At 72.1% G+C, this 23,392-nt stretch carries 24 protein-coding genes; 9 read left to right on the forward strand and 15 right to left on the reverse strand.

The annotated features are described in order from the left end of the window. Positions 1 to 9: 9 nt before the first annotated feature. Positions 10 to 1,272: an extracellular solute-binding protein gene (locus tag ACQP1K_RS13205; RefSeq protein ID WP_433501176.1), complete on the reverse strand. Its 1,263-nt coding sequence runs from the start codon at positions 1,270 to 1,272 to the stop codon at positions 10 to 12. Positions 1,273 to 1,909: 637 nt separating this feature from the next. On the opposite strand from ACQP1K_RS13205, the gene ACQP1K_RS13210 reads away from it, so the two are divergent. Beyond that, positions 1,910 to 2,794: a ribokinase gene (locus tag ACQP1K_RS13210; protein WP_433501177.1), complete on the forward strand. Its 885-nt coding sequence runs from the start codon at positions 1,910 to 1,912 to the stop codon at positions 2,792 to 2,794. 17 nt (positions 2,795 to 2,811) lie between these two features. Here ACQP1K_RS13210 and ACQP1K_RS13215 read toward each other — a convergent pair whose 3' ends face one another. After that, positions 2,812 to 3,597, reverse strand: a complete 786-nt coding sequence (locus ACQP1K_RS13215) for a DeoR/GlpR family DNA-binding transcription regulator (RefSeq protein ID WP_433501178.1) — start codon at positions 3,595 to 3,597, stop codon at positions 2,812 to 2,814. A 110-nt stretch (positions 3,598 to 3,707) separates the two neighbouring features. On the opposite strand from ACQP1K_RS13215, the gene ACQP1K_RS13220 reads away from it, so the two are divergent. Next, entirely contained in the window at positions 3,708 to 4,586 is an 879-nt protein-coding gene (locus ACQP1K_RS13220) for an SIS domain-containing protein (protein WP_433501179.1), read from the forward strand. Positions 4,587 to 4,625: 39 nt separating this feature from the next. Here the strand turns inward: ACQP1K_RS13220 and ACQP1K_RS13225 are convergent, their stop codons facing one another. The 5 genes from ACQP1K_RS13225 to ACQP1K_RS13245 form a co-directional block, all read right to left on the reverse strand. After that, positions 4,626 to 5,480, reverse strand: coding sequence for a hypothetical protein (locus ACQP1K_RS13225; RefSeq protein ID WP_433501180.1), 855 nt, complete (start codon positions 5,478 to 5,480; stop codon positions 4,626 to 4,628). Positions 5,481 to 5,562: 82 nt separating this feature from the next. Further along, entirely contained in the window at positions 5,563 to 7,119 is a 1,557-nt protein-coding gene (locus ACQP1K_RS13230) for a serine/threonine protein kinase (RefSeq protein WP_433501181.1), read from the reverse strand. A gap of 162 nt (positions 7,120 to 7,281) precedes the next feature. After that, entirely contained in the window at positions 7,282 to 7,869 is a 588-nt protein-coding gene (locus ACQP1K_RS13235; RefSeq protein WP_433501182.1) for a flavin reductase family protein, read from the reverse strand. Positions 7,870 to 8,190: 321 nt separating this feature from the next. Next, positions 8,191 to 10,437, reverse strand: a complete 2,247-nt coding sequence (secD, locus tag ACQP1K_RS13240; protein WP_433501183.1) for a protein translocase subunit SecD — start codon at positions 10,435 to 10,437, stop codon at positions 8,191 to 8,193. A 37-nt stretch (positions 10,438 to 10,474) separates the two neighbouring features. Then, entirely contained in the window at positions 10,475 to 10,855 is a 381-nt protein-coding gene (locus ACQP1K_RS13245; RefSeq protein ID WP_433501184.1) for a hypothetical protein, read from the reverse strand. A 122-nt stretch (positions 10,856 to 10,977) separates the two neighbouring features. Between ACQP1K_RS13245 and ACQP1K_RS13250 the strand changes: the two genes are divergently transcribed. From ACQP1K_RS13250 to ACQP1K_RS13270, 5 genes are all read left to right on the forward strand, one after another. Then, positions 10,978 to 11,349 carry a hypothetical protein gene (locus ACQP1K_RS13250; RefSeq protein ID WP_433501185.1) on the forward strand — a complete coding sequence of 124 codons (372 nt, stop codon included), beginning with the start codon at positions 10,978 to 10,980 and terminating at the stop codon, positions 11,347 to 11,349. Positions 11,350 to 11,498: 149 nt separating this feature from the next. Continuing rightward, positions 11,499 to 11,777 carry a hypothetical protein gene (locus tag ACQP1K_RS13255; RefSeq protein WP_433501186.1) on the forward strand — a complete coding sequence of 93 codons (279 nt, stop codon included), beginning with the start codon at positions 11,499 to 11,501 and terminating at the stop codon, positions 11,775 to 11,777. 145 nt (positions 11,778 to 11,922) lie between these two features. Then, positions 11,923 to 12,264 (forward strand): TraR/DksA family transcriptional regulator, encoded by a 342-nt coding sequence (locus ACQP1K_RS13260; RefSeq protein WP_433501187.1) that lies wholly within the window; start codon positions 11,923 to 11,925, stop codon positions 12,262 to 12,264. A 158-nt stretch (positions 12,265 to 12,422) separates the two neighbouring features. Then, positions 12,423 to 13,592, forward strand: coding sequence for a 3-hydroxy-9,10-secoandrosta-1,3,5(10)-triene-9,17-dione monooxygenase oxygenase subunit (gene hsaA, locus ACQP1K_RS13265; protein ID WP_433501188.1), 1,170 nt, complete (start codon positions 12,423 to 12,425; stop codon positions 13,590 to 13,592). Positions 13,593 to 13,619: 27 nt separating this feature from the next. Next, entirely contained in the window at positions 13,620 to 14,348 is a 729-nt protein-coding gene (locus tag ACQP1K_RS13270; RefSeq protein WP_433501189.1) for a DUF305 domain-containing protein, read from the forward strand. A gap of 270 nt (positions 14,349 to 14,618) precedes the next feature. Here the strand turns inward: ACQP1K_RS13270 and ACQP1K_RS13275 are convergent, their stop codons facing one another. From ACQP1K_RS13275 to ACQP1K_RS13300, 6 genes are read right to left on the reverse strand one after another with little or no spacing between them, the layout of a single operon-like run. Next, positions 14,619 to 15,422, reverse strand: coding sequence for a glycerophosphodiester phosphodiesterase (locus tag ACQP1K_RS13275; RefSeq protein WP_433501190.1), 804 nt, complete (start codon positions 15,420 to 15,422; stop codon positions 14,619 to 14,621). Then, positions 15,419 to 16,036 (reverse strand): TrmH family RNA methyltransferase, encoded by a 618-nt coding sequence (locus ACQP1K_RS13280; protein ID WP_433501191.1) that lies wholly within the window; start codon positions 16,034 to 16,036, stop codon positions 15,419 to 15,421. Before ACQP1K_RS13280 ends, ACQP1K_RS13275 begins: the two co-directional genes overlap by 4 nt. Then, positions 16,033 to 16,641 (reverse strand): class I SAM-dependent methyltransferase, encoded by a 609-nt coding sequence (locus ACQP1K_RS13285; protein ID WP_433501192.1) that lies wholly within the window; start codon positions 16,639 to 16,641, stop codon positions 16,033 to 16,035. Before ACQP1K_RS13285 ends, ACQP1K_RS13280 begins: the two co-directional genes overlap by 4 nt. Positions 16,642 to 16,659: 18 nt before the next feature. Next, the gene (locus tag ACQP1K_RS13290; protein ID WP_433501193.1) at positions 16,660 to 17,607 is read right to left on the reverse strand and encodes a VWA domain-containing protein; all 948 of its coding nucleotides are present in this window, start codon (positions 17,605 to 17,607) and stop codon (positions 16,660 to 16,662) included. Next, positions 17,604 to 18,533, reverse strand: a complete 930-nt coding sequence (locus tag ACQP1K_RS13295) for a DUF58 domain-containing protein (RefSeq protein WP_433501194.1) — start codon at positions 18,531 to 18,533, stop codon at positions 17,604 to 17,606. The genes ACQP1K_RS13290 and ACQP1K_RS13295 overlap by 4 nt, the downstream gene beginning before the upstream one ends. 4 nt (positions 18,534 to 18,537) lie before the next feature. Continuing rightward, positions 18,538 to 19,578 (reverse strand): AAA family ATPase, encoded by a 1,041-nt coding sequence (locus ACQP1K_RS13300; protein WP_433501195.1) that lies wholly within the window; start codon positions 19,576 to 19,578, stop codon positions 18,538 to 18,540. Between the two features lie 134 nt (positions 19,579 to 19,712). Here ACQP1K_RS13300 and ACQP1K_RS13305 point away from each other — a divergent pair, with 134 nt between their 5' ends. Both ACQP1K_RS13305 and ACQP1K_RS13310 read left to right on the forward strand, forming a co-directional pair. Continuing rightward, entirely contained in the window at positions 19,713 to 20,426 is a 714-nt protein-coding gene (locus ACQP1K_RS13305; protein WP_433501196.1) for a hypothetical protein, read from the forward strand. Between the two features lie 226 nt (positions 20,427 to 20,652). Next, a complete protein-coding gene (locus ACQP1K_RS13310) occupies positions 20,653 to 21,420 on the forward strand; it encodes a sulfite exporter TauE/SafE family protein (protein WP_433501197.1) in 768 nt (255 codons plus the stop codon). Here ACQP1K_RS13310 and ACQP1K_RS13315 read toward each other — a convergent pair. Together ACQP1K_RS13315 and ACQP1K_RS13320 are read right to left on the reverse strand one after the other, a co-directional pair. Continuing rightward, positions 21,358 to 22,602, reverse strand: a complete 1,245-nt coding sequence (locus ACQP1K_RS13315) for an MFS transporter (protein ID WP_433501198.1) — start codon at positions 22,600 to 22,602, stop codon at positions 21,358 to 21,360. The genes ACQP1K_RS13310 and ACQP1K_RS13315 overlap by 63 nt on opposite strands. Beyond that, complete coding sequence (locus ACQP1K_RS13320; protein ID WP_433501199.1) at positions 22,599 to 23,375, reverse strand: DeoR/GlpR family DNA-binding transcription regulator; 777 nt, start codon at positions 23,373 to 23,375, stop codon at positions 22,599 to 22,601. Before ACQP1K_RS13320 ends, ACQP1K_RS13315 begins: the two co-directional genes overlap by 4 nt. Positions 23,376 to 23,392: the final 17 nt, after the last annotated feature.

The following is a 23,392-nucleotide window of genomic DNA, read 5'->3' on the forward strand; positions in this document are numbered from 1 at the left end:
ACCGGCGGGTCAGCTGCCCTCGGCGATCTTCTGGATCTCGCCCAGCACCTCGGCGGGGTCGCCGCTGACGGCGCTGCCGATCGTCTGCTTGATCGCGGTGTTCACCTCGGACCACTTGGGGTCGGTGAACGGGTAGAACGTGGCGTTCGGCAGGGCGTCGAGGAACGGCTTGAGCTTTTCGTCCGCGGAGAGCTTCTCGATGCCCGACTTCGTCACCGGCAGGAGCTTGTAGGTGTCGCTGATCTTCTGCGCGGCCGAGGAGGAGTAGAAGAAGTCGAAGAATTTCCTGATCTGCTCCTGGTGGCCGTTCTTGTTGAAGGCCATGATCCAGTCCTCGACGCCGAGGGTGGTGTCCAGCGGGCCGTTCTTACCGGGGATGGCCGTCACCCCGTAGCCGGTGAGGCCGCCGCTCTCGAAGATCGGGATGGACATGGGGCCGCCGTTGACCATGCCGACCTTGCCTGCCGCGAAGTCCTCCCAGACCGTCTTGCGGTCCTTGGTGCCGGGGTTCGGCGTGGTCAGGCCCGCGTCGTGCAGTTCCTTGATGAACGCGAACGTCTCGACGTTCTGCGGCGAGTCGATCGCCCATTTGCCCGATGCGTCCTTGTAGCCGCCGCCGTTGCCCATGAACCACAGGAACGACTCGGCCTGTGCCTCCTCCTGGCCGAGCGGCAGGCCGAACGGCTGGGAGACCCCCGCGTTCTTGAGCTTCTCCGCGTCGGTCTTGAGCTCGTCCCAGGTCTTGGGCGGCTCGGCGATCCCGGCCTTCTCGAACAGGTCCTTGTTGTAGAACAGCGCCCGGGCCGAGGAGACGAACGGGATGCCGTACGCCGTGCCGTCCACCTTGCCGAACTCGGCGAACTTCTCCAGCAGGTCGGACCGGGTGTTCGGGGAGAGCACCTCGTCGACCTTGTGGAGCAGCCCGTCCTGCACGAAGCCGGAGTAGTCGCCCGTCTGCAGGATGTCCGGCACCTGGCCGTTCTGCACCATCGTGGCGACCTGCTTGTCGATGTCGTTCCAGTTGATGACCTGGACGTCGACCTCGATGCCGGGGTTGGCGGCCTGGAACTCGCCGACGACGCTCTTCCAGAACCTGTCCCCGCTGTTCTCGGCCGTCGGGCCGTCGCCGTAGTCGGCCGCGACCATCTTGAGGGTGACCGGGCCGCCTGCGGCCTTGTCACCGCCGCCACCGTCACTTCCCGACCCGCAGGCGGACAGGGCCAGTACGGCCGCCAGGCCGATCGCGGCCGTGCCGGCGATCCTCTTGCTCATCTGATAACCACCTCGAAATCGACTGGTCTGTACCGGATCGAGGGCAGATGGCCGCCAGACCTCTGATCCGCGCTGTCGAAAGCCAGGGTAAACACGAGGTAACCGACTGGTCTATACCGGAGAATATCGGATCTGCAACGAGAGGATGTCGGTATCGGACTCCCGGTCTATACCAGCCGGGCGGAGCCGGGATCTTCGCCGGAACCGGAGTGCGCCGCACCGGGTGAGGATCTGCTGGTCGCCGCGCAGAACCACCTGGTTCGCATGATTTCGGCGCGTGTGTCGGCCGCGTGGCTGCGCGTGGGACGTGGCGACGGCCTCGGCCGGGCGCCTCGTCGTCGCGCCCGGTCCCAAGGCGAACGGCTCCGACGAACCGGCCGGGTCGGGAGGGAGATCGTCCACACCCCGGTCTCCGATCACTACGGAGACTTCACCCCATCGGCCGGACAGCGGCTTGATCGCCGGGACCGCCGAGATGATAGGACCGGATCGCGGGCGCTGAACGGCGGCGTCCCCCGCCGATGGACGACGCGGCGGAGCCGGCCGGCGGCCTGGCCGGGTTCGACGGCATCGGGCCGGGACCGGCCCGCCCGGCGCACGGTCGCGCCGTCGGGCTGATACGAGCGGAGGAGCAGGCATGATCTCGGTGTTCGGCAGCGCCAACATGGACCTGGTGGCGTACGTGCCGGTGGCGCCCCGGCGCGGAGAGACCGTGACAGGGCGGGCCTTCCGCTCGGTTCCCGGCGGGAAGGGGGCCAACCAGGCGATCGCCGCGGCCCGGGCCGGCGCCCGCGTGGCGTTCCTCGGCGCGGTCGGAGACGACGCGTTCGGCCCCGAACTGCGGCGGGCGCTGACCGATGCCGGGGTCGATGTGGCGCGGCTGCGCACCGTCCCCGGGCCGTCCGGCATCGCGCACATCGTGGTGGACGACGCGGGCGGCAACTCGATCATCGTGGTGCCCGGCGCGAACGGCACGGTGACCGGTCCGGACCCGGCCGACCTGGCGGTCATCGCCCGCTCCGACGCGCTGCTGCTGCAGCTCGAACTGCCGCTGGAGGCGGTGACGGCGGCGGCCCGGGCCGCGCGGGTCCCCGTCGTGCTCACCCCGGCGCCCGCTCGGGAACTGCCGGACGACCTGCTCGACGCGGTCGACCTGATCGTCCCCAACGAGCACGAGGCCGTCGCGCTCACCGGAGCCGCCGACCCGGAAAGCGCGCTGGCCGCCCTGCTGGAGCGGGTGCCCGAGGTGGCGATCACTCTGGGAGCTCGGGGCGTCCTGTACGGCTCCCGCGACGGGCTGCGGCTGCGGGTGCCCGCGCCGCCGGTGCCGGTGGTGGACACCACGGCCGCGGGGGACACCTTCGCCGGGACGCTGGCCGTCGCCCGGGCGGAGGGACGGGAGCCGGAGTCCGCGCTGCGGTTCGCCACATCCGCCGCCGCGCTGTCGGTGGGACGCCGGGGCGCGAGCACCTCGATGCCGCACCGGCCGGAGATCGACCGGCTGCTCCGCTCCCACGGGTGATCCGGACGCGCGGAGCGTCAGGCCTCGACGACGTCCACGCCCGCCTGGGTGAACGCCCTGACGATCCCCGGGGCGGCGCCGCGGTCGGTGACCAGGGTGCCGATCGCGTCGCACGAGCAGATCCGGGCGAACGCCCGCGTGCCCAGCTTGGTGGAGTCGGTCACGACGATGACGTGCCTGGCCTGGGCCGCCATCAGCCGGTTGATGCCGGCCTCGCCCTCGTGATGCGCGAACGCCCCGCGTTCCGGGTCGAGCGCGTCCACACCGAGGATCGCGTAGTCGAGCGCGATCCCCTGCAGCACGCCGTCGGCCAGCGGGCCGATCAGCTCGTATGAGGCGGGCAGTGCGACCCCTCCCGTGACCACCAGCTTGACGTGCCCCCGCACGACGAGCTCGTTCGCGATGTTGAGCGCGTTCGTCACCACGGTGAGTCCGGGCTCCCCGCTGGGCGGGCCGGGGTCGGCGCGGCTCGCGAGGATCCTGGCGACCTCGGTGGTGGTGGTCCCGCCGTTCAGTCCGACGACGGAGCCCGGCGGGACGATCGCCGCGGCGGCCGCCGCGATCCGGTGCTTCTCCGGGGCGTTGCGTGCCGCCTTGTACTGCAGCGGCAGGTCATAGGAGATCGCGTTGACCACCGCGCCACCGCGCGTGCGGGTGAGCATCTGCTGGCGGCTCAGGTGGCCGAGGTCGCGCCTGATGGTGGCGGCCGACACGCCCAGCTCCGCTGCGACGGGCTCGACCTCGATCTTGCCGTCCCTCGCGAGGATCGCGAGCAGCGCGTTCCACCGTTCGTGGCTCGTCATGGGTTCCTCTCAGCGGTTCGCCCCCCAAAGCGTAGCCAACCCCCACTCTTGCGCATATTTGACGGCCAGTGGCATCTTGTGAGCAGGAACGCGCACCAAGGAGGCGTCTGTTGACATATGTCCAGGAGGAGATCGCCAGCCAGCCCGAGTGCTGGCGCAGGGCGCTGGATCTCGGGGCGGGCGCCCCCGAGGGGCTGCCCCTGCCCGGTGAGCGCGTTGCGGTGATCGGCTGCGGGACCTCGCTCCACATGGCCCAGGCGTACGCCGCGCTGCGCGAGGGCGCGGGGCAGGGCGAGACCGACGCCTGGGCCGCCTCCGAGCTGCCCGCCCGCCGTTACGACCGGGTCGTGGCGATCACCCGCTCCGGCACCACCACCGAGATCCTCGACGCGCTCGGCGCCGTGGACGACGCAAGACCCACGGTCGCGATCACGGCGGATCCCGTCACCCCCGTCGCCGACCTGGCCGGCACCCTGATCACGTTGGACTTCGCCGACGAGCGCTCGGTGGTGCAGACCCGCTTCGCGACGAGCTGCCTGGCCATGCTCCGCGCCCACCTCGGCGAGGCCCCCGCCGACCTGCCAGACCAGGCCGAGCGGGCGCTCGCGGCCGACCTGCCCGACCAGGCCCTCTCCCGCCGCCAGTTCACCTTCCTCGGCGGCGGCTGGAGCAACGGCGTCGCGGCCGAGGCCGCGCTCAAGCTGCGCGAGGCCGCGCTGGCCTGGTCGGAGTCCTATCCCGCCATGGAATATCGCCATGGTCCGATCAGCATCGCCGGCGAGGGCTGCCTGGTCTGGTTCTTCGGCGGTGCCGACGGGCTGCTCGACCAGGTGGTCCGTACCGGGGCCGCGACCACCGTGGCCGTACTCGACCCGCTCGCCGACCTGGTGCGGGCGCAGCGACTGGCCGTGGAACTGGCCCGCTCACGCGGTCTCGACCCGGACCGTCCGCGCAACCTCACCCGTTCCGTGATCCTCGGTCCGACATGATCCTCACGGCCACCCTCAAAGCGGCGCTCGCGGCCGTCGTCACCCGCCGGGGGTGACCCGGATGCCGGTCACGGCGAACCGTTCGACCTCGGCGATGTGACCGCCGGTGCTGGCGACGAGGGTGACCGCCTGCCCGGAGTCCTCGCGTAGGGCGACGGTGGCCGACCACGACTGGTCGGTGCCGCCCGCCTGCACCGGCCGGGATTCGCCGAGCACCCGGTCGCTTCCCGGCCCGCGGGCCTGGACGCGGATGCTCTCGTCCACGCCGGTGACGCGTCCGCCGACCTTCACCGGTGACGACACGCGGGCGCCGTACGCCGGGGTGGTGAGGGACAGCGTGGTGTCGTCGGTGCCCACGACCTCCCACGGCGCGTCGGTCCCGTCGCCGAACTTCACCAGGTGGAGCACGGCGGCGGTCAGCGCGCGTCCGCCCTCCTCGGCGTGGAATCCGACCGTCACGCGCGCGTGTTCGCCCTCGATCGTGCGGCTGATCACCTGGTCGATCTCCTTGAACCCCAGGTAGCCCTGGGTGAAGCTCAGCGCGGTCTGGTCCGCGTCGAGATGCCAGGGCTGGTGGCCCCCGGAGCGGTAGGAGCGCACCCAGGCGTCCGCCTGCGCCCGATCGGCGAACGGCCACAGCGGCTGGTAGCGTCCGGCCACCAGGGACCCGTCGCCCGTGGGGGAGGGGCTCGGCCCGGTGGCGTCGCCCGTGTCGGGGGCGGCCGGGCTGCCGGAGGGCGCGTGGGCCGGGCCGTCGGTGGGGACGGCGGTCGCCGTCGTGCCCGGCGGTCGCTCCGCATCGGGGGTCTTCTCCGCCGCACCGCAGGCGGACACGAGCAGGCAGAGCGCGATCAGGGCCGCCATCGTCCGCCCGTGCGCGTTGCGCGCTGTCATGAACCGTCAACCCTCCGTCGATCGTTTCTCACCAGTGCAGCACACTCGCGTCCGGGTCGTCCGGCCGATCGGGAAACCGGCGTCACGGATCCCGGTGGAGCGTGGCGTGCATGAAGAACTTCACGTTCTTCGTGTACTCGTTCTCGCCGCGGCCCGCGTACTCGAAGGACAGCGTGCCGTCCGGGTTCAGGGTCAGATGGATCTCTCCGTTGTGCACGCAGTTGCCGCGCATGCCGGTGCGTTTCAGCCGGACGACCGTACCGCTGACCTCCTTGATCGCCGAGGTGCCGGTGCAGCGGTAGTCGAGGAATCGTTCTGTGATGGTCGTGCCGCCCTTCGTGATGGTCACGACCAGCCGGTCCTCCGCGCCGGGATCGTAGTCCACCGGGCCGCGCCACGTTCCGGCGAAGCCGGCGGGAAAGGAGGCCGGCTTCGGACGTCGGGTGGTCTCCACCGGGGGATCGGTGTTCTCGGTGGCCGGCTCTGTGCCCTGGGCGAGGACGGTGGGCGACGCGGTGGCGGACGGCGATGCCGTGGGGGAGGGGGAGACGGCGGGGGAGGGCGGGGGCGCGGGCGTGTCGGCGGCGGTGACGCCCTGCCCCGATCCGGACTCGGAGGGCGCGGGCGAGTTCCCGGCTTCGACGCTCCGGGCCAGCAGCGCGCCCGCCGTCGCGGCCAGCGCGAGCACGCCGCTGGCCGCGCCCATGAGCAACCTCCGGCGGCGGCCGCCGGTGCCGTACGGCCGGGGGAGGGTGACGTGGCCGCCGGGCGAGGGAACGGTGGGAGCGGCGGGCCGTGTCTCCCCCGGCGTCGTGCCGGGGGGCAGTGCCGTGCCGTACGGCGAGCCGGGAACCGGATCCTCGCCGGCCACGGAGAGCAGGCGCATGGTGATGTCGAACATCGTCGGGCGGCCGGCCGGATCCTTGCGCAGCGCGTCGGCGACGATTCCGCGTAGCGGTTCCGCCAGGTCGCCGAGGTCGGGCTCCCGATGGAGGACGCGGTTCAGCACCGCGGGCACCGTGTCCTCGCCGAAGGGCGGCCTGCGGGTGGCGGCGAAGACCATGACGCAGCCCCAGGAGAACACGTCGCTCGCGGGACCGGCGGGCTCGCCGGCGATCTGCTCGGGGGCCATGAAGGGGATCGTGCCGACGACGTCGCCGCTCGTCGTGCTCGCATCGAGGCGGCGGGCGATGCCGAAGTCGACGACACGGGGGCCGTCGGAGCCGAGCAGCACGTTGGCGGGCTTGAAGTCACGATGGACGACTCCCGCCCGGTGGACGGCGGCCAGCGCGGTCGCCGTTCCCACCGCGAGCCGGTGCAGCGCCCCGCCCGAGCGCGGCGCGGCCTCCTGAAGCGAGGGGCCGTCCACATACTCGCTCACGATGTACGGCCGAGGGCCGGTCACGTCGGCGTCGATCACCTGTGCGATGCAGAACGGCGCCACCCGCCGGGCCGCTGCGATCTCCCCGGCCAGGCGTCGCCGGGTGTCCTCCTCCGCCGCCCAGTCCTGGTGCAGGATCTTGACGGCCACCGGGGCGCCGTCGGCCGTCCTGCCCAGATAGACGACGCCTTGGCCGCCCGAGCCCAGCCGTCCCTCGAGTCGGTGGCCGCCGACCTCATCGGGGTCACCCGGCAACAACGGGCGAGTATGCGGCATCGGGTGCCTCCAGCTCCTCGATTCGCCTCACGTGTGGTTCGTGTCCGGCAAATCATGCCCTGTAATGCGGCCGTGAGTTACCCGCACGACAGGGGGAAGCCGAGATCATCCAGATCTACAACGTAAAGGCGCCGGCGTCCGGGGCTATCCCCAGTGATCGCCCCAGCCCCACAGGTTCGGCACCAGCCGCGGTCGCGGCTCGTCGATGCCGAAGCGGCCACGGTAGAAGATCATCGGGTGTCCCTCGCCGGCCGACTCCAGCTCCAGGACCCGGCCGACGACCACATCGTGGTCTCCGGCCACGTGCACGTCGTACACGTCGGCGTGGACGCGCAGCAGCACGTCCCGCAGGGCGGGCAGTCCCCATCGGGACGTGTCCCAGTCGAGCCCGTCGAACTTCTTCCCCCTACTGGAGCCGAACCGGTCGCAGACGTCGACCTGATCTTCGGCCAGAACGTTCACACAGAACCGGCCCGACCTCCTGATCCGCGGCCAGGTGCGGCCGTTGTGGTCGGCGCAGAACAGCACCAGCGGCGGTTCGAGGGAGACGGACGCGAAGGACTGGCAGGCGAAACCCACCGGCTCGCCGTCGTCTACGCCGGTCACCACGGTCACCCCGCTGGCGAACATCCCCATCGCCCGCCGGAACTCCGGCGGCGCGGGTGGAGCCGCGTCGACCGGCCCGTCATCGGGGCCGGACGTCGGCACGGATTCGGCGGACTCGACTGCCATGCGTTCACCTCGCGTTGCCATCGCACCCGCCGCGTCGCGGCGGCTCTCCTGTGACGAACCTACAAAGTGCCGCTGGCCGCGCCGGAGGGCGGATCCCGTTGAGTGGAAGGCATCCGGCGGACCGGGCATTCCCGGCACCGGGCCGCGAGGTCAAGGCAGGGGGTGCGGACGGCTGGGCTCGCGAAACGAGATTCCCAGCCGAACGAGACGAGGTCGTGACATGCCGATCCGGTGGCGGTCCCCCGGATATGGACGAGCCCCCGGCGCTCTACCACGCACCGGGGGCTCGTCCTTCTCGGCTGGGCCGATGTCGACCGGCCGTTACAGCACCGCGCCCGACCCCTCGCGGACGCGGGGCGCGCGCCGCTTGGTCGTCTGCTGGGGCGGCGGCTGCTTGCTGAGCCTCTCCAACACGATCGCCGCCGGCCCGGCCAGGAACGACGACGACAGCGTGCCCACGACGATGCCGATGAGCAGGGCGATCGCGAAGTCCCGCAGCGAGTCGCCGCCGAACACCGCCAGCGCGGCGAGGATGAACAGCGCGCCGAGACCCGTGTTCACCGTACGCGGCACGGTCTGCAGGATCGCGCTGTTCACCACGCGGTCGAACGGATCCTTGCGCTGCAGCGGCCACAGCTCACGGACCCGGTCGAAGAGCACGACCTTGTCGTTCACCGAATAACCGATGATCGTGAGCATGGAGGCCAGGAAGACGCCGTCGATGGGCTTGCCCATCCAGGCGAAAGCGCCGACGACGACGGCGGTGTCCACGAACAGCGCGATCACGGCGGCGGAGCCGAACGTCCACCTGAACCGGATCGCCAGGTAGAGGAGCTGCGCGGCGAGCGCGACGGCGAGCGCGATGAGCGCGTTGCGGCGCAGCTCGTCGCCGAGGCTGGGGCCGATGAGCTCGTCGCGCTGCTTGGTGACGTCGCCGACCTCCTTGTCGAGCGCCTGCTCGATGCGGACCACCTCGTCGGCGCTGATGTCCCCGGTTCGCACGGAGATCGCGTCGTCCGACTCCTGCACGACCGCCGAGGGGAACCCGGCGTCCGCCACCGCCTGCCTGGCCGTGGCGGCGTCGACGGGCTTGGTCGTGGCGAACTCCATGATCCGGCCGCCGGTGAACTCCACACCGAAGTTCAGTCCCCGGCTGAACAGGCCGACCGCCACCACCACGAGCAGCCCGGCCGAGATGGCCATCCACAGCCGCCGGCCACGCATCAGGTCCGGGTTCCGCTTGGTCAGCCAGGACCTGACCCGGCCGATCGAGCCGAGGCCCGACACCTTCGGGCTGATCCTGCCGATCACCAGCTGCGTGAACACCCGGGTGATCAGCATGGCCGAGACCAGCGAGGCGAGCACACCGATGGCCAGTGTCACACCGAAGCCCTTGACCGGCCCGGAGGCCAGCCAGAACAGCAGCCCGGCGGCGAGCAGGGTGGTGATGTTGGAGTCGGCGATCGCGCTCCAGGCGTTCTTGAACCCGCGGTCCAGAGACGCCTTGAGTCCCCTTTGTGGTGCTTCGCCGTACTCCTCCCTGGCCCGTTCGAAGACCAGCACGTTGGCGTCCACCGCCATGCCGATCGCCAGGACGAAACCGGCCAGACCGGGCAATGTGAGCGTGGCGCCCATCGCCACCAGTCCGGCGTATGAGATCAGGCCGTAGCAGGCGAGCGCGAGCGCGGCCATTAGGCCGACCACGCGGTAGATGATGATGATGAACACCGCGGTCAGGATCACGCCGACGATGCCCGCCTTGGCGCTGGCCTCGATGGCGTCGGCGCCGAGCGTCGGGCCGACCGTGCGCTGCTCGACCAGCTCCAGCGGCACGGGCAGCGAACCACCCTTGATCAGCACCGCCAGGTTCTGCGCCTCCTCGGCGGTGAACGAACCGGTGATCTGGGTGGTGCCGCCGGAGATGCCTGCCCTGCAGGCGATCGACTCGTCCACCTGCGGCGAGGAGATGACCTCGTTGTCGAGCACGATGGCGACCCGGCGCTTGGGATCGCCGACCGGCTCACAGGCCGCCTGCCCGGTCAGCTCCCGCCAGGGGCCCGCCTCCTTGAAATCGATGGTGACGAACCAGCCGGGACCCATCTGGGGGTCGCTGCGCGCTGAGGCGTCAGTGACACCGGCGCCGCTGATGGCCACCGGGCCGAGCTTCAGCTTCTGACCGCTCTCGTCCGCGACGGCGTCTTTGTCGTCGGCTTCTGCGATGCCGAGCACCGAATGGAAGTTGAGCTGCGCGGTCTTGCCGATGACGTCGGCGGCCTCGCGCGGGTCGAGCACACCGGGCAGCTCGACGATGATCCGCTTCTCGCCGGAGCGGACCAGGGTGGGATCGACGACTCCGAGGGCGTCCGCCCGGCGCCGGAGCACGTCGAGGGCACGGTCGGTGGATTCCGAGTCCGCCTTGACCGTGGGAGAGTCCTTCGTCTCGAAGACGAGTTGGGTGCCGCCGCGCAGGTCCAGACCGAGGCGGGGGGCCATGGTCAGGGCTATCAGCAGCGAGGACGCGATGACGGCGAGCGCCGCCAGCGCACGCCACAAGGGCGCACGTGACATTCGAGCCTCCACAGGCTTGTCGTTTATGGGAAACGTGTCACTGCGCTGTGGAGGGCGGAGCTCTGGCCGGGACGCTCGACGCGCCGGCGGGGATCGGCAGGCCGGGGCCCGCCGGCAGGTCCTCGCCGGTGGCGAGGCCCGGACGGTGCGGCATGACGGCCGGCAGTACGGCCAGACCGCCCGGTGCGGCATGCGTGCCGGAGCGCAACTGGAGCCGGGGCACCCGCTGCTGCTGGTCCACCCCTGGCCTGGGCAGCCGCCACTGTGAGATCGTGGCATGGTCGTCGGCCCACTGCAGCGCGGTATAGGCCGTCGCCGCCCGGTGTGCCGCCGTCTGCGCGTCCGCCTGGGCGGCCCCCGCCGCCAGGAAGAAAACGGGCAGCAGAAGGAGCAATGCGGCGGCGAGTCTGCTCCGCATGATTCCTCCTCTCCCGTTCAACACGTCACCGTATCCGCAATCCCTTCCGGGTATCCGCCACCAGGATCGGGAATGGGATAACGATGGTGCTCTTTTTCGCAGGCTGGGTTATGGTCGGCATCATGGTGACCTCGTGGCGAAGCGGATCCGGGTCCACCGCCTTCTCGATGGCGGTGGGCCTGCTCGCGCTCGCCCTGGTGCTCGTCGCGTCGTCGCCCGCCTGGTACAACGACGACCAGACTCGGAGCCTGACGGGGGCCGCTCAGGTGTGGGCACCCGGGGGATGGGTGGCGCAGCCGTCGACGTCGCCGGCCACCGCCTTCGCGTCCGAGCACCCGCCGGCGTTCTGGCGGCTGCGCGGCCCGGCTACCACGGGGGCGGCCGACAGCCTGGCGTCACTGCGCGTCCCGACCTGGCCGGATCCGGGTGCGATACGCAGCCCGCAGCAGACGGCGCATCGCACCGCGGGCTCGCGCAGCCCTCCCACCATCTGATCACTCGTTCTCACACCCGACACACGCGGCGCATCAGCCGGTCGGGCGTTTACGCGTACCGGCCGGATTTTCGCGCGCCTGCTTCCCTGCCCTCCGGAGCGAGCCGGAGCAGTGCGCGCCGCGTTCGTTGATTTTGGAGTGATGCCATCATGGCAGAGATCGGATCGGCTCGCCGCCTGATGGAGGATTATCAGCGGCATATCGTGCAAATCGCGGAACTCCGCGTGCTGCTGGAGGAACGACTCGGCGCCCCCGGCGCCGCACTCGACGACATCGCCGAGATCGAGGCGGCCATCGAACGGATGGACCGCGGGCTGTACGGCACCTGCACGAGGTGCGAGGCCTTCATCCCGGTCGCCCAGCTCAGGCTCGCCCCGCACAAGCAGGAGTGCGCGTCCTGCCGGGATCGCATACGGATGAGCGCGTGACGGCCCTCGTCCGGCACTGAATCCATCACCCGGTTCCGGCCCGCCCCCCCACGCCCGCCGGTGCGGTCGGCCTGCCATGCCGCAGGTCATCTCTCACCTCGACGACCGAGCTCCGCGACCTTCCCTCACCGAAAGGATTTCGACCATGACCACCAGTGACGAGTTCACCGGGATCAGCGACGTGCAGATGCGGCTCATCCGCGAGGAGCTGGAGGAGCAGCTCTCCCGGCGGAACACCCAGCTGCGCGATCTCAGGTCCGCGGTGGACGGCGGTGGGGGCGAGGCCGTGGCGCGCCTGGACGCGCTCGCGGAGATCGCGACCACCGAGCGAGCGATCTCGGAGATCGGCAAGAGCCTGGCGCGGATGGACGACGGATCGTACGGCACGTGCGCCGACTGCGGCACCGAGATCCCGTTCAACCGGTTGAAGATCCGGCCGCTCACCCGCTACTGCATCACCTGCCAGCGGCGGCACGAGACCCGCTGAGCCGCGGGCGCGCGCGGGCCCCGGCGCCCGGCGAGGTCGTCGCGCGCCGGGGACGCCCGAAAAGCATGGGCGGGACGACCCGGAAACGCGGACATCGGCGTGACGCACCATCATGGACGGCATCTGTCCGGACGAGCGCGACACGGAGAAACCCCGCCATGAGCAATGAGGTGAGCAACGAGGTCCTGGAATCCGTCCGCGGGCTGCTGCCCGGGATCGCCGAGCGGGCCGGGTCGACCGACGACGACCGGCGGGTTCCGGCGGAGACGATCCAGGAGCTCACCGACGCCGGGCTCTTCCGGATGCTGCAGCCCAAGAGGTACGGCGGGGCCGAGAGCGAGCCGGTGGCGTTCTTCGAGGTGATCCGCGAGATCTCCGGCGCGTGCGGGTCCACCGGCTGGGTGGCCTCCGTGTTCGGCGTGCACCCCTGGCATCTGGGCCTGTTCGCCGAGGCCGCCCAGGACGAGGTCTGGCGGGAGAACCCGGACGCGCTCGTCTCCTCGTCGTACTCTCCGGTGGGGCGGCTGACCCGGGTGGAGGGCGGATACGAGGTGTCGGGCCGGTGGCGGTTCTCCTCCGGCTGTGAGCACGCCTCCTGGGCGCTGCTCGGCGCGCTGATGCGGGACCGGCCGATGGACTTCATGACCGTCCTGATCCCCCGCACCGACTATCGGATCGAAGACGTCTGGGACGTCATCGGACTACGCGGGACGGCCAGCAACGACATCATCGTCGATCGGGTGTTCGTCCCCGAATACCGTGTGATGCGCAACCGCGAACAGGCGCGGTTGCGCGGTCCGGGGCAGGAGGTGAACACCGGGCCCCTCTACCGCATGCCGTTCGGCACGTTGTTCACCAGTGCGATCACCGCGCCCGTGATCGGCGCGGTGGCCGGCTGCTACGTCGCCTACATCGCCGCCATGCGCGACAGGGTGCGGCTCAGCCTCGGCGGCGGCCGGTTCGCCGAGGACCAGTTCGCCCAGGTCGCGGTGGCCCGGGCCGCCTCGGAGATCGACGCGGCCATCCTGCAGACGGACCGTAACGTGCGCGAGATGTACGAATGCGCGGTCAGGGGCGAGCCGATCCCGATGGAGCTGCGGCTGCGCGCCCGCAGGGACCAGGTCCGCGGCACGGAACGGGCGCTGGAGGCGATCGACATCCTGTTCAAGACGGCGGGCGGCAACTCGCTCGGCCGCGGCAACCCCATCGAGCGGGCCTGGCGCGACGCCCACGCGGGCAGCCTCCACGTGGCCAACGACGTCGAACGCGCACTCGCCATGTACGGCAGGGGCGAGTTCGGGCTCACGGTCGAGGACAACCTGATCTGACCGATCCGCAGCGGACAGGGGGAGACCATGCCGAAGACGGCGACGGCCGGGCCACCCGCGAGGACGGCACGCCGTACCCGGACGGCCCGGCGGTCAGGCCTGACCGCCGTCGTGCTCGTCGCCTGCGCCACCCTGTCCGCCTGCCCGGCCTCCTCGGCCTCCTCGGGGGAGCCGGTCGTCCAGCCGGGGGCGCCGGGACAGGCGGGCCGGGTGCTGCCGGCCGACCGGCTGCCCGACACCGGCGGCGCGAGGTACACCGAGGCCGATGTGCGCTTCATGCAGGGGATGATCGAACACCACGCCCAGGCGCTGCGGATGACCGCCCTGGTCGCGGGCCGCGGCACGAGCGGGGAGCTCGCGATTCTCGCCGAGCGGATCGAGATCTCGCAGCGGAGCGAGATCGGGCTGATGCAGGGCTGGCTGCGTGCGCGGCTGAAGGAGGTGCCGAGCGTGGGCCGGGCCGGTCACGGTCACCACGGCGGCGGCTCCATGCCGGGGATGCTCACCGAGGCACAGTTCGCCGAGCTGGAGCGGGCCAGGGGCGCGGAGTTCGACCGGCTCTTCTGCACGTACATGATCTATCACCACACCGGCGCGCTGCGCATGGTGGAGCGGCTGCTCGCCGGCAAGGGCGGCGAGCAGCCGGAGATCCGCCGGTTCGCCTCACACGTCGACTCCGACCAGCGCGTCGAAATCGACCGGCTGCGAAACATCCTGGCGTCGATATCGGAGAAGAGGTACCAACCGGCCGGATGAACATTCTGCTAAGGAGGCCTCGCGCTGGAACACGGCCGTCGAAACGAGAGGGGCCGACGAAGCAGATGGACGCACTGACCATTCCCGCCGTCGTGGAGCGCGCCGTGCGCGAATCCCCGGCCGTGGTGGACGGCCGGGTCCGGCTGACGTAGGCGGAGTCGCTGCCCCGGGCCGCCGGCGGTCTACATCTCGATGCTCGACGCGCCGCGGCGCCACCCCCCGAGGCCGCCGCGACCGGCGCGGGGCCCGAGATGCCGCCGGCGATACCGGTCAGCGGCCGGGACGGTCGCCGTCGAGGTGCCACTGGCCGCGCGACTTCAGCACCTCGCGCAGGCCCGTGATGTTGTCGGTCATCACCCCGTCGACCCCGAGGTCGAGCAGCCGCTCCATGACGACGGGGTCGTTCACGGTCCACACGTGCACCTGCATGCCGATGGCGTGGGCCGTACGGACCAGGGGGCGGGTGATGAAACGGAGCCCGAACAGCCCGACCGGAACCTGTGCGCACGGCACACCCGCCTGGGCGAGCCGGGCGAGCAGCCGGCCGTAACCGTTGCCGACGGACGCCGCGCGCAGCGCGGCGATGCCGCGCGGGCCCAGCGAGGAGCACACCTCCCGGCCGATCGCCCGGCGCGCCTGGGCCAGCCGAACGTCGGAGAACGACGTCAGGCACACCCGGTCGTAGGCGCGGGTGCGCCGGATGGCCCGGGCCAGCGGAAGGATGGCCGGGCTCTCCTTGACGTCGATGTTGAACCGCACGTCAGGCCAGGTGCCGAGGAGGTCCTCGATCAGCGGGATCTCCTCCCGGCCGGCGATGCGCGCCCGGCGCACCTCCCGGTAGGGCAGCGCGGAGATCCGTCCCCTGCGGTCGGTGACCCGGTCCAGGGTGTGGTCGTGGAACGCCACCAGCACCCCGTCGGCGGTCGCGTGGGCGTCGGTCTCCAGGTAGGTGTAGCCGAGTTCGACCGCCCTGGCGAAGGCCGGCATCGTGTTCTCGTGGCCCTCGGCGGCGCCGCCGCGGTGCGCGAACGCCAGCGGCCCGGGGTGGTCGAGGAAGCCGAAGCCCCGCATCATGAGGGGGCCCCGGAAGCCGTTGAGGGGGGCGCGGACGGCGTGGCCCACTCCTGCCGGCGGGCCTCCGCCATCACGATCCCCGCCGCGATGGACACGTTGACCGACCCGACCCGGCCCACCTGGGGGATGTAGACCACCGCGTCGGCCGCCTCCAGCGCCGCGGGGGAGCAGCCGTGGTCCTCCCCGCCCAGCAGCAGGCACACATCGCCGTCCAGCGCGGCCTGCGGCAGCGGTACGGCGTCGCCGGTCAGCTCCACGGCGACGATCCGGTAGCCCCGCTCCCTGGCGGCGCCGGCGGCCTCCACGACAGGGACCGCCCTGTGCCACTCGACCAGCCGGTCGGTGCCGAGGGCGGTCTTCTGCGCCTTGGGATTGGTGGGCGGGGTGGCGTTGCCCGCCAGCCAGATCGTCTCCACGCCGAAGGCGGCGGCCGTACGGAAGATCGATCCGATGTTGAACGGCCCGGTGACCGACTCCAGGATCAGTGCGAGCCGGCTCTGTGTGCCGCGCCGCCAGGTGCGGTTGAGCCGTTTCACGTCGGTCGGCCTGAGCTGCCTGCGCCCGGCGGTCTGCCTGCCGGCGCCCGTCCCGCCGGCGGTCGGTTCGCCGGTCATCGGCCCTCCACCGGCCGGGCGCCGGCCCGCAGCACGCGGTAGGCGGAGCGGGAGGCCAGCCGTACGGCCGGCCAGCCCTGGTCGTTCAGCCACCGCTGCAGCGAGTCGGAGCCCAGATGCTTCTGCACGACGAGGAAGGCGGCGCCGTCGGGGGTGAGCCGGTCCAGCCACCGGGTGAGCATCTCCCGCAGGGCCTGCTTGCCGATCCGGATCGCCGGGTTGGACCAGATGGCGCGGAACCGGACGTCGTCGGGCACCTCGTCCACGTGCACCGACCTTACTTTGTCAAGGCCGGCGCCGTGGGCGTTGCGCGCACACAGGTCGACCGACCGGCGGTTCACGTCGACGGCCCACACGGTCGCCCGCGGCGCACGCGAGGCCATGGTGAGCGCGATCGGGCCGTAGCCGCAGCCCAGATCGAGCAGGTCGCCCTCCTCCGGCGGTGGCGGCACCGTCTCCAGCAGCACCCGGGTGCCGGGATCGACCCGGCCCGGTGAGAACACCCCGCTGTCGGTCTCCAGCCGCAGATGAAGATCCGGCAGGACCAGCGTGACCACGCCGGGCCGGCCGGCCGCCTCCGGACTCTCCTCGAAGTAATGCGCCACGGGGCAAACGTACCAACGCTAGGGAATGCGGGAGCCCAGGAGCATGGCGGCCCCGGCGAGCAGCAGCCCGGCCGCGACCGCCCCCAGGATGAACCGCTGGGTGATCTCCTGATGCACCAGCCGGTAGCCGAGGGAGGTGCCGATCTGCGCGTACACCTCCCGCAGCTGGCTGCTCGACTCCGCGGCGTAGGCCCGGCCGCCGGTGCCCTCGGCCAGCGACTTCAGCGTGCTCTTGTTGACCGGCACGAGCACCGGCCGGTTGTCGATGTTCACCGTGCCCTCGGGCGTGCCGTACGCGATCGTGGAGACCGGCACCTTCGCGTGCAGCGCCGCCTCGATCGCGTCGGCGACCGACCTGCCGGAGGTGTTGTCCCCGTCCGACAGCAGCACGATCGCCGACGGCGGCGGATCGGTCACCGCCCGCTGGTCGAACGACCTGATCGAGTCGAGCGAGTTGAACACCGCCTCGCCGATCGCCGTGCCCGGCCGGGTGGTGAGGTTGGCGATCGCCGCCGTGACCGCCGAATGGTCGGTGGTGGGGGAGACGACCACGGCGGCCGACCTGGCGAAGGTCACCACGCCCACGTTGAACCGCTCCGGCAGGTCGGCCACGAACTGCTGGGCCGCCTGCTTGGCCGCGACCAGCCGGCTCGGCGGCACGTCCCCGGCGTCCATCGACAGCGAGATGTCCACCGCGATGATGATCGTGGCGCGGTCGCGCGGCACCCGCACCTCCCCGCTCGGCCGCGCCGCGCCCACGATCAGCAGGCTCATCATCACCAGGAACAGCGCGGCCGGGACATGCCGCCGCCAGCCCGGCCGCTCGGGGGCGACCAGCGACAGCAGCGCCAGGTTGGTGAACCGCACCGTGTAGCGGCGGCGCCGGAACTGCATCGCCACATATCCGGCCGTCAGCGCGGCGAGCGCCGCGAACAGCCACAGCCAGCCGGGGGACAGGAACCTCACCGCGCCGCCCCCCGTCCCGAGGGCGACCGCCGCACGCTGCGCCGCTGCCCCAGTACGAACCTGGCGAGGTCGGCGACCCAGTCGCGGTCGGTGCGCAGGACGAGATGCCCGGCGCCGGCGCGGCGCAGCGCGGCCCGGTTGGCCTCACGCTGGGCGGCCGCCGCCGCGGCGTACCGCTCCCGCACCCGCCGCGACAGGTGCACGTCGCGGGAGCGCCCGGTCTCCGGATCGGTGAACGTGACCAGCCCGACGTCGGGCAGGTCGAGCTCGCGCGGGTCGATCACCTCCACGGCCAGCACCTGCTGGCGGGCGGCCAGGCGGCGCAGCGGCCGCTCCCACGACCCGGCCCCGGCCGGGGAGCCGTTCAGAAAGTCCGACACGATCACCCGCAGGCCCCGCTTGAGATGCGCCGCCGCCATCATCTCGATCGCCTGCCCGAGATCGGCCGACCCCGCGGCCTCGGGGGCGGCCAGCAGCGTGTGCAGCAGCCCGTACAACGCGGGGCGGCCGGGCCTGGCCGGGTAGCGATGCACGTCATGGCCGTGCAGGACATAGGCGCCGAACCGGTCGCCCACGCGGCCGGCCAGGAGACCGATGGCGCCGACGGCCGACACCACCAGGTCGCGCTTGGCCATGTCGGCGGTGCCGAAGTCCATGCTGGCCGACAGATCGGCCAGGGCCCAGGTCTCCAGCTCCCGGTCGGCGATCAGGTCCCGCACGTGCGGAACGGTGGTGCGCGCTGTCACCGCCCAGTCCATCCGGCGCACATCGTCCTCGCCCGGGACGTAGACCCTGGTATCTCCGGGCTCGCTGCCCGGTCCGGGGAGCAGCCCCTGGTGGCGGCCCTGCAGCAGCCCGTCGAGGCGGCGCAGCACGGTCAGCTCCAGCCGCCGCAGCGCCCGCTCGGGGTTCACCCCGCGGCTCATCGGCTCACCGCCGGTCCCGGTTCCACACGACGAGGGGAGGCGGCACGACGTGCAGGATCCGGTGCACCACGTCAGCGGGGTCGACGTCGTCAGCCAGCGCGTCGAAGGTCAGCATCAGCCGGTGTGCCATCACGTCGACGGCCACGTCGCGGACATCGTCGGGCAGCAGGTAGTCACGCCCCCGCAGCAGCGCGAGCGCCCGGCCCGCCGCGATCAGCCCCAGCGTCGCACGCGGGCTCACCCCGATCTCGATCGTCTCGGCCAGCTCGGGCAGGCCGTACTCGGCGGGCATGCGCGTGGCCATGACCAGCCGTACGACATAGTCGGCGACGAGCTGGTGCACCGAGACCTCGTCGGCCATGTCCTGCAGCCGCAGCAGCCGTCCCGGGTCGAGCACCGCCGCGGGCACCGGCGGCCGGACGCTCATCCGGTTCAGGATCTCCAGCTCCTCGTGCGCGCTGGGGTGGGCCACCCGCACCCGGAACAGGAACCGGTCGCGCTGCACCTCCGGCAGCGGATAGACGCCCTCGGACTCGATCGGGTTCTGCGTGGCCAGCACGACGAACGGCCTGGGCAGCGGATGGGTGCGCCCCGCGAGCGTCACCTGCCGTTCGGCCATCACCTCCAGCAGCGCCGACTGCACCTTCGCCGGAGCCCGGTTGATCTCGTCGGCCAGCAGGAAGTTCACGAACACCGGCCCGAGCTCGACGTCGAACCGCTCGGTGCCCGGATGGTAGACACGCGTGCCGACGATGTCGCTCGGCACCAGGTCGGGGGTGAACTGGACCCGGGCGAACGTCCCGCCCACCACCGTGGCCAGCGTCGAGGCCGCCAGCGTCTTGGCCACGCCTGGCACGCCCTCCAGCAGGCAGTGCCCGCGTGCCAGCAGCGCGGCCAGCAGCCGCTCGACCATGTGGTCCTGCCCGACGATCACCCGTCTGACCTCGTTCAACGCGTCGCGCAGCGACTCCAGATCGGCCCCGGCGGCATCGTCTCGCTCACCCTGCGCCCGGCCGGGCTCGGGCCGCTCACTGGCAACGGTCATGAAGGTTATTCAATCGTGACTGAGTGCGAGGTTCCATCCCCTCCCATCTGCCCGCGCCGCCGGGCGACCACACCCGTCGCGACGCCGTACGCGCGGACCGCTGTGTTTTGATGAGGTGTGATGTGAGGAGGACGATGAGCAGCCCGCTGCGGCACCACGACCCGCCCCGTCTGGGGCCGTTCGTGCTGCAGGCCCGCCTGGGCACGGCACCGGCCGGGCTCGTGTACCTCGGCCAGGGGCCCGACGGGCGGGCGGTCTCCGTGGCGGTCCTCACGACCGGCGCCGCGCTCGACGGCGCGGCCAAAGACCGGTTCGTCACCGCGATCAGGGCGGCGGCCCGCGGGCGCGGCGGCGGGGACCTGCCGCCGATCGTGGCCATGCACGACGGGCAGGCCCCGTGGGTGGCCGTGCCGTACGTGCCGGGCGGCCCAGGAGCCGAGCGCTTCCTCGACCGGATCATGGTCTCGGGCATGCTGACCGGGCGGCGAAGCGGTCCCGACTTCGCGCCCTACTGGCTGGGTGACCGCGACCCCGCGCTGCCCGGCCCGCCGGGGCCCCCGCCACCGCCGACCGCCACCCGCAGATCCGTTGTGCTGGCCTCGGCCCTGCTGGCCGCGCTCACGCTCACGCTGGCGACCGTGGTGTGGCAGCTGCTGTTCCGCGGCGGGGGTGATTTTCACCCGCGGCCGCCGCTGCCGGCGACCCACTTCGTGCCCACGCCTCCGCCCGAGCCCCCCGCACCGCAGCAGCAGGAGCCGCAGGAGTCGGCCACACCCCGGCCGGGGCAGCCGTCCCCCGCGGTCTCGCCCCGGCCCGGCGGCCCCGACGACGAGGGCGAGCCCATCTGATCCGGCCGCCCCGGCCTGGCCGTGACCGGAGACCGGCCCGGACTGGCGGGCGCAGACCCCGGCCTGGCTCGGCCGTCGCGTTCCGCGTGCCGGAGGATCCCCGGCCGGCGGGGACCGCCTCCCCTTTGAGCGGGAGAACGGCTCAGTGGGAGAACGGCGAAAGCGGGAGGCGGACGCCGGCCCGCTAGGCTCTGGGCCGGACGACGGCGAGAAAGGGGCGCACCGCGTGGAGGCGGGCCAGATCGCGGTGCTGCTTCTGGCGGCGTTGTCGGCGGGCTGGGTGGACGCCGTCGTCGGCGGGGGAGGGCTGCTCCAGCTTCCCGCGCTGCTGCTGACCGGGCTGTCCCCGGTGCAGGCCCTCGCCACCAACAAGTCCGCGGCCATCTTCGGTACGGCGTCCGCCGCCGTCACCTACGCCCGGAGGACGAAACTCGACCGCGAGGTCGCCGTACCGGCCGGGGCGCTCGCGGTGGCCTTCGCGGGTCTGGGCGCGGCCTCGGCCGCCCTGCTGGAAGCGGGGGTGCTGAAGCCGCTGGTCATGGTCGTGCTGCTGGGAGTCGCCGCGTTCGTCACGCTGCGCCCGGATTTCGGGCGGATGCCGCACCCGCATCTGCGCACCCGATGGCGGGTGATCGCGGCGGCGGCCGCCGGGGGTGTGGCGATCGCCTACTACGACGGCATCCTCGGGCCGGACACCGGCACGTTCCTGCTCATCGCGTTCACCTCGATCCTGGGAATGGACTTCGTCCAGGCGTCGGCGACCGCGAAGGTCATCAACACCGGCACCAACCTCGGCGCGCTGATCGTGTTCGGTCTGCAGGGGCACGTGATGTGGGCCCTGGGCCTCGGCATGGCGGTCTGCAACATCGCCGGGGCCCAGCTCGGCGCCCGGATGGCGCTCAACCGCGGCTCCGGGTTCGTACGGATCGTCCTACTGTGCGTCGTGGTGGCCCTGGTTCTCAAACTCGGCTACGACCAGTTCGCCGCCCCGTGACCCGCTCTTCGGCGACGGGGGCCGGAGCGCGGTCGCCGCGAGCGCGACGAACAGCGCCAGCACGGCCGGTGCGAACAGGGCGCGGGGGAGGGTGACCAGTTCCGCCAGCGCTCCGATCAGGACGGGCCCGGCGAGGAACCCGGCGTAACCCAGGCTGGCCACGGTGGCCAGGGCCCGGCCCGCCTGGGCGGGATCGCGGTGGCCCGCCGCGGAGAACACCTGGGGGACGATGCACGAGAGCCCGGCGCCGAACAGACCGAACCCGATCACGCCGGCCACCGGGCCGTCGATCAGCAGGGAGACTCCGAGTCCCGCGCCGGCCAGGATCCCGCAGCCGCGGACGAGCACGACGGGGCCGAGCCGGGCGGCGAGCAGGTCCCCGGCGAACCGTCCGCCGGTCATCGTGATCGAGAAGGCGGCATAGGCGGCGGCCGCGAAGCCGGGGGAGGCGCCCAGGTCGTCGCGCAGGTAGACCGAGCTCCAGTCGGCGGCCGCACCCTCGCCGATCATGCCGCAGAACCCGAGGACGCCGAGCAGCAGCACGGTCGTGCCGACGCGTGACCGCCCCAGCCTCTTCGACTCCGTCCCAGCGGCGGGACGCCGGTCCGGTTCGTCCCGTACGGCCCAGCGGGCGCACAGGAGGGCGATCGCGGCTATCAGCGTGCCGACCGCGGCGAACGTGATCGCCGGGCTCACCCCGTGGTGGGCGAACAGCCCGCCGACCGCGGCGCCCGCGAATCCGCCCACGCTGAACACCGCGTGGAACGACGACATGAGCGGCCTGCCGTATACGCGCTCCACGACGACGGCGTTGGCGTTCATCGCGACGTCGAGCGTGCCGTTGGCCGCGCCGAAGGCGAATAGGGCCAGGGCGAGCGTCGCCAGGTTGGGGGCGTAGGCGGGGAGCACCAGCACGACGCCCACGGTGAGGGCCATCGGCACCGCGACGCGGCGGCTGCCGTACCGGTCGACCATGCGGCCGACGAACTGCATGCCGGTGATGGCGCCGGCGGCGATCCCGAGCAGCCCCAGGCTCAGCTCGCCGTTGGTCAGGCCGAGACCCGACTTGATGGCCGGAATGCGCGCGGTCCAGGCGCCGATGGCCATCCCGGACAGCAGGAACAGCCCGTAGACGGCGATGCGGGCCCGCTGCCGCGCGGACGGCGCGAGTGTGACGCTCACGAGCCGGCCCGGACCCCGACGGTGCGGACGGCGACCCCGGCGGCGGTGAGCGCGTCGTGCTGATCGCGGGGGAGCGCGTCGTCGGTCACCACGACGTCGAGCCGATCCAGCGGGCAGACGGCGCCGAACGCGGTGCGGCCGAACTTGCCGGAGTCGCAGGCGATGACGACGCGCCGGGCCGAGGCGATCGCGGCCTGCTTGACGGCGACCTCCGGCAGATCGTGGGCGGTGAGCCCGTGCTCGGCCGACAGTCCGCAGCAGCCGATCACCGCCGTGTCGAAACGCAGCGCTTTGATCGAGGTCTCGGTGAGCGGGCCCACGAAGTTCATCTCGCCCGGCCGCACCTCGCCCCCGGGCAGGACGAGGCGGACCCGGGGGGCGCCGGCCAGCTCCTGCGCCGCCTGCATGGCCAGCGGGAGCACGGTGAGGCGGCGGTCGCGTACGGCCCGCGCGACCTCGAGCGTGGTCGTTCCGCTGTCCAGGAGCACGGCCTCCCCGTCCGCGAGCAGGCTCGCGACCTCCGCGCCGATCAGGCGCTTGGCCTCGACGGCCTCGCGTTCCCTGACCCCGAACGGCGGTTCCTCGCCGCGCAGCAGCAGGCTCAGCGCGCCGCCGCGCACCCGCCGTACCACGCCCTGCTGGGCGAGCTCGTCGAGGTCGCGGCGGATCGTCATCTCCGAGACGCCGTGCTCGGCGGCGAGCTCGGTAACCGACACGGTGTCCGACGTCCGGAGCGCGTTCATGATCGAGAGAATTCGATCGGAACTTTCCATTTGTGCATTCGAACACA

This window comes from Sphaerimonospora sp. CA-214678 (genome assembly GCF_050942215.1).
Taxonomy (GTDB): Bacteria; Actinomycetota; Actinomycetes; order Streptosporangiales; family Streptosporangiaceae; genus Sphaerimonospora.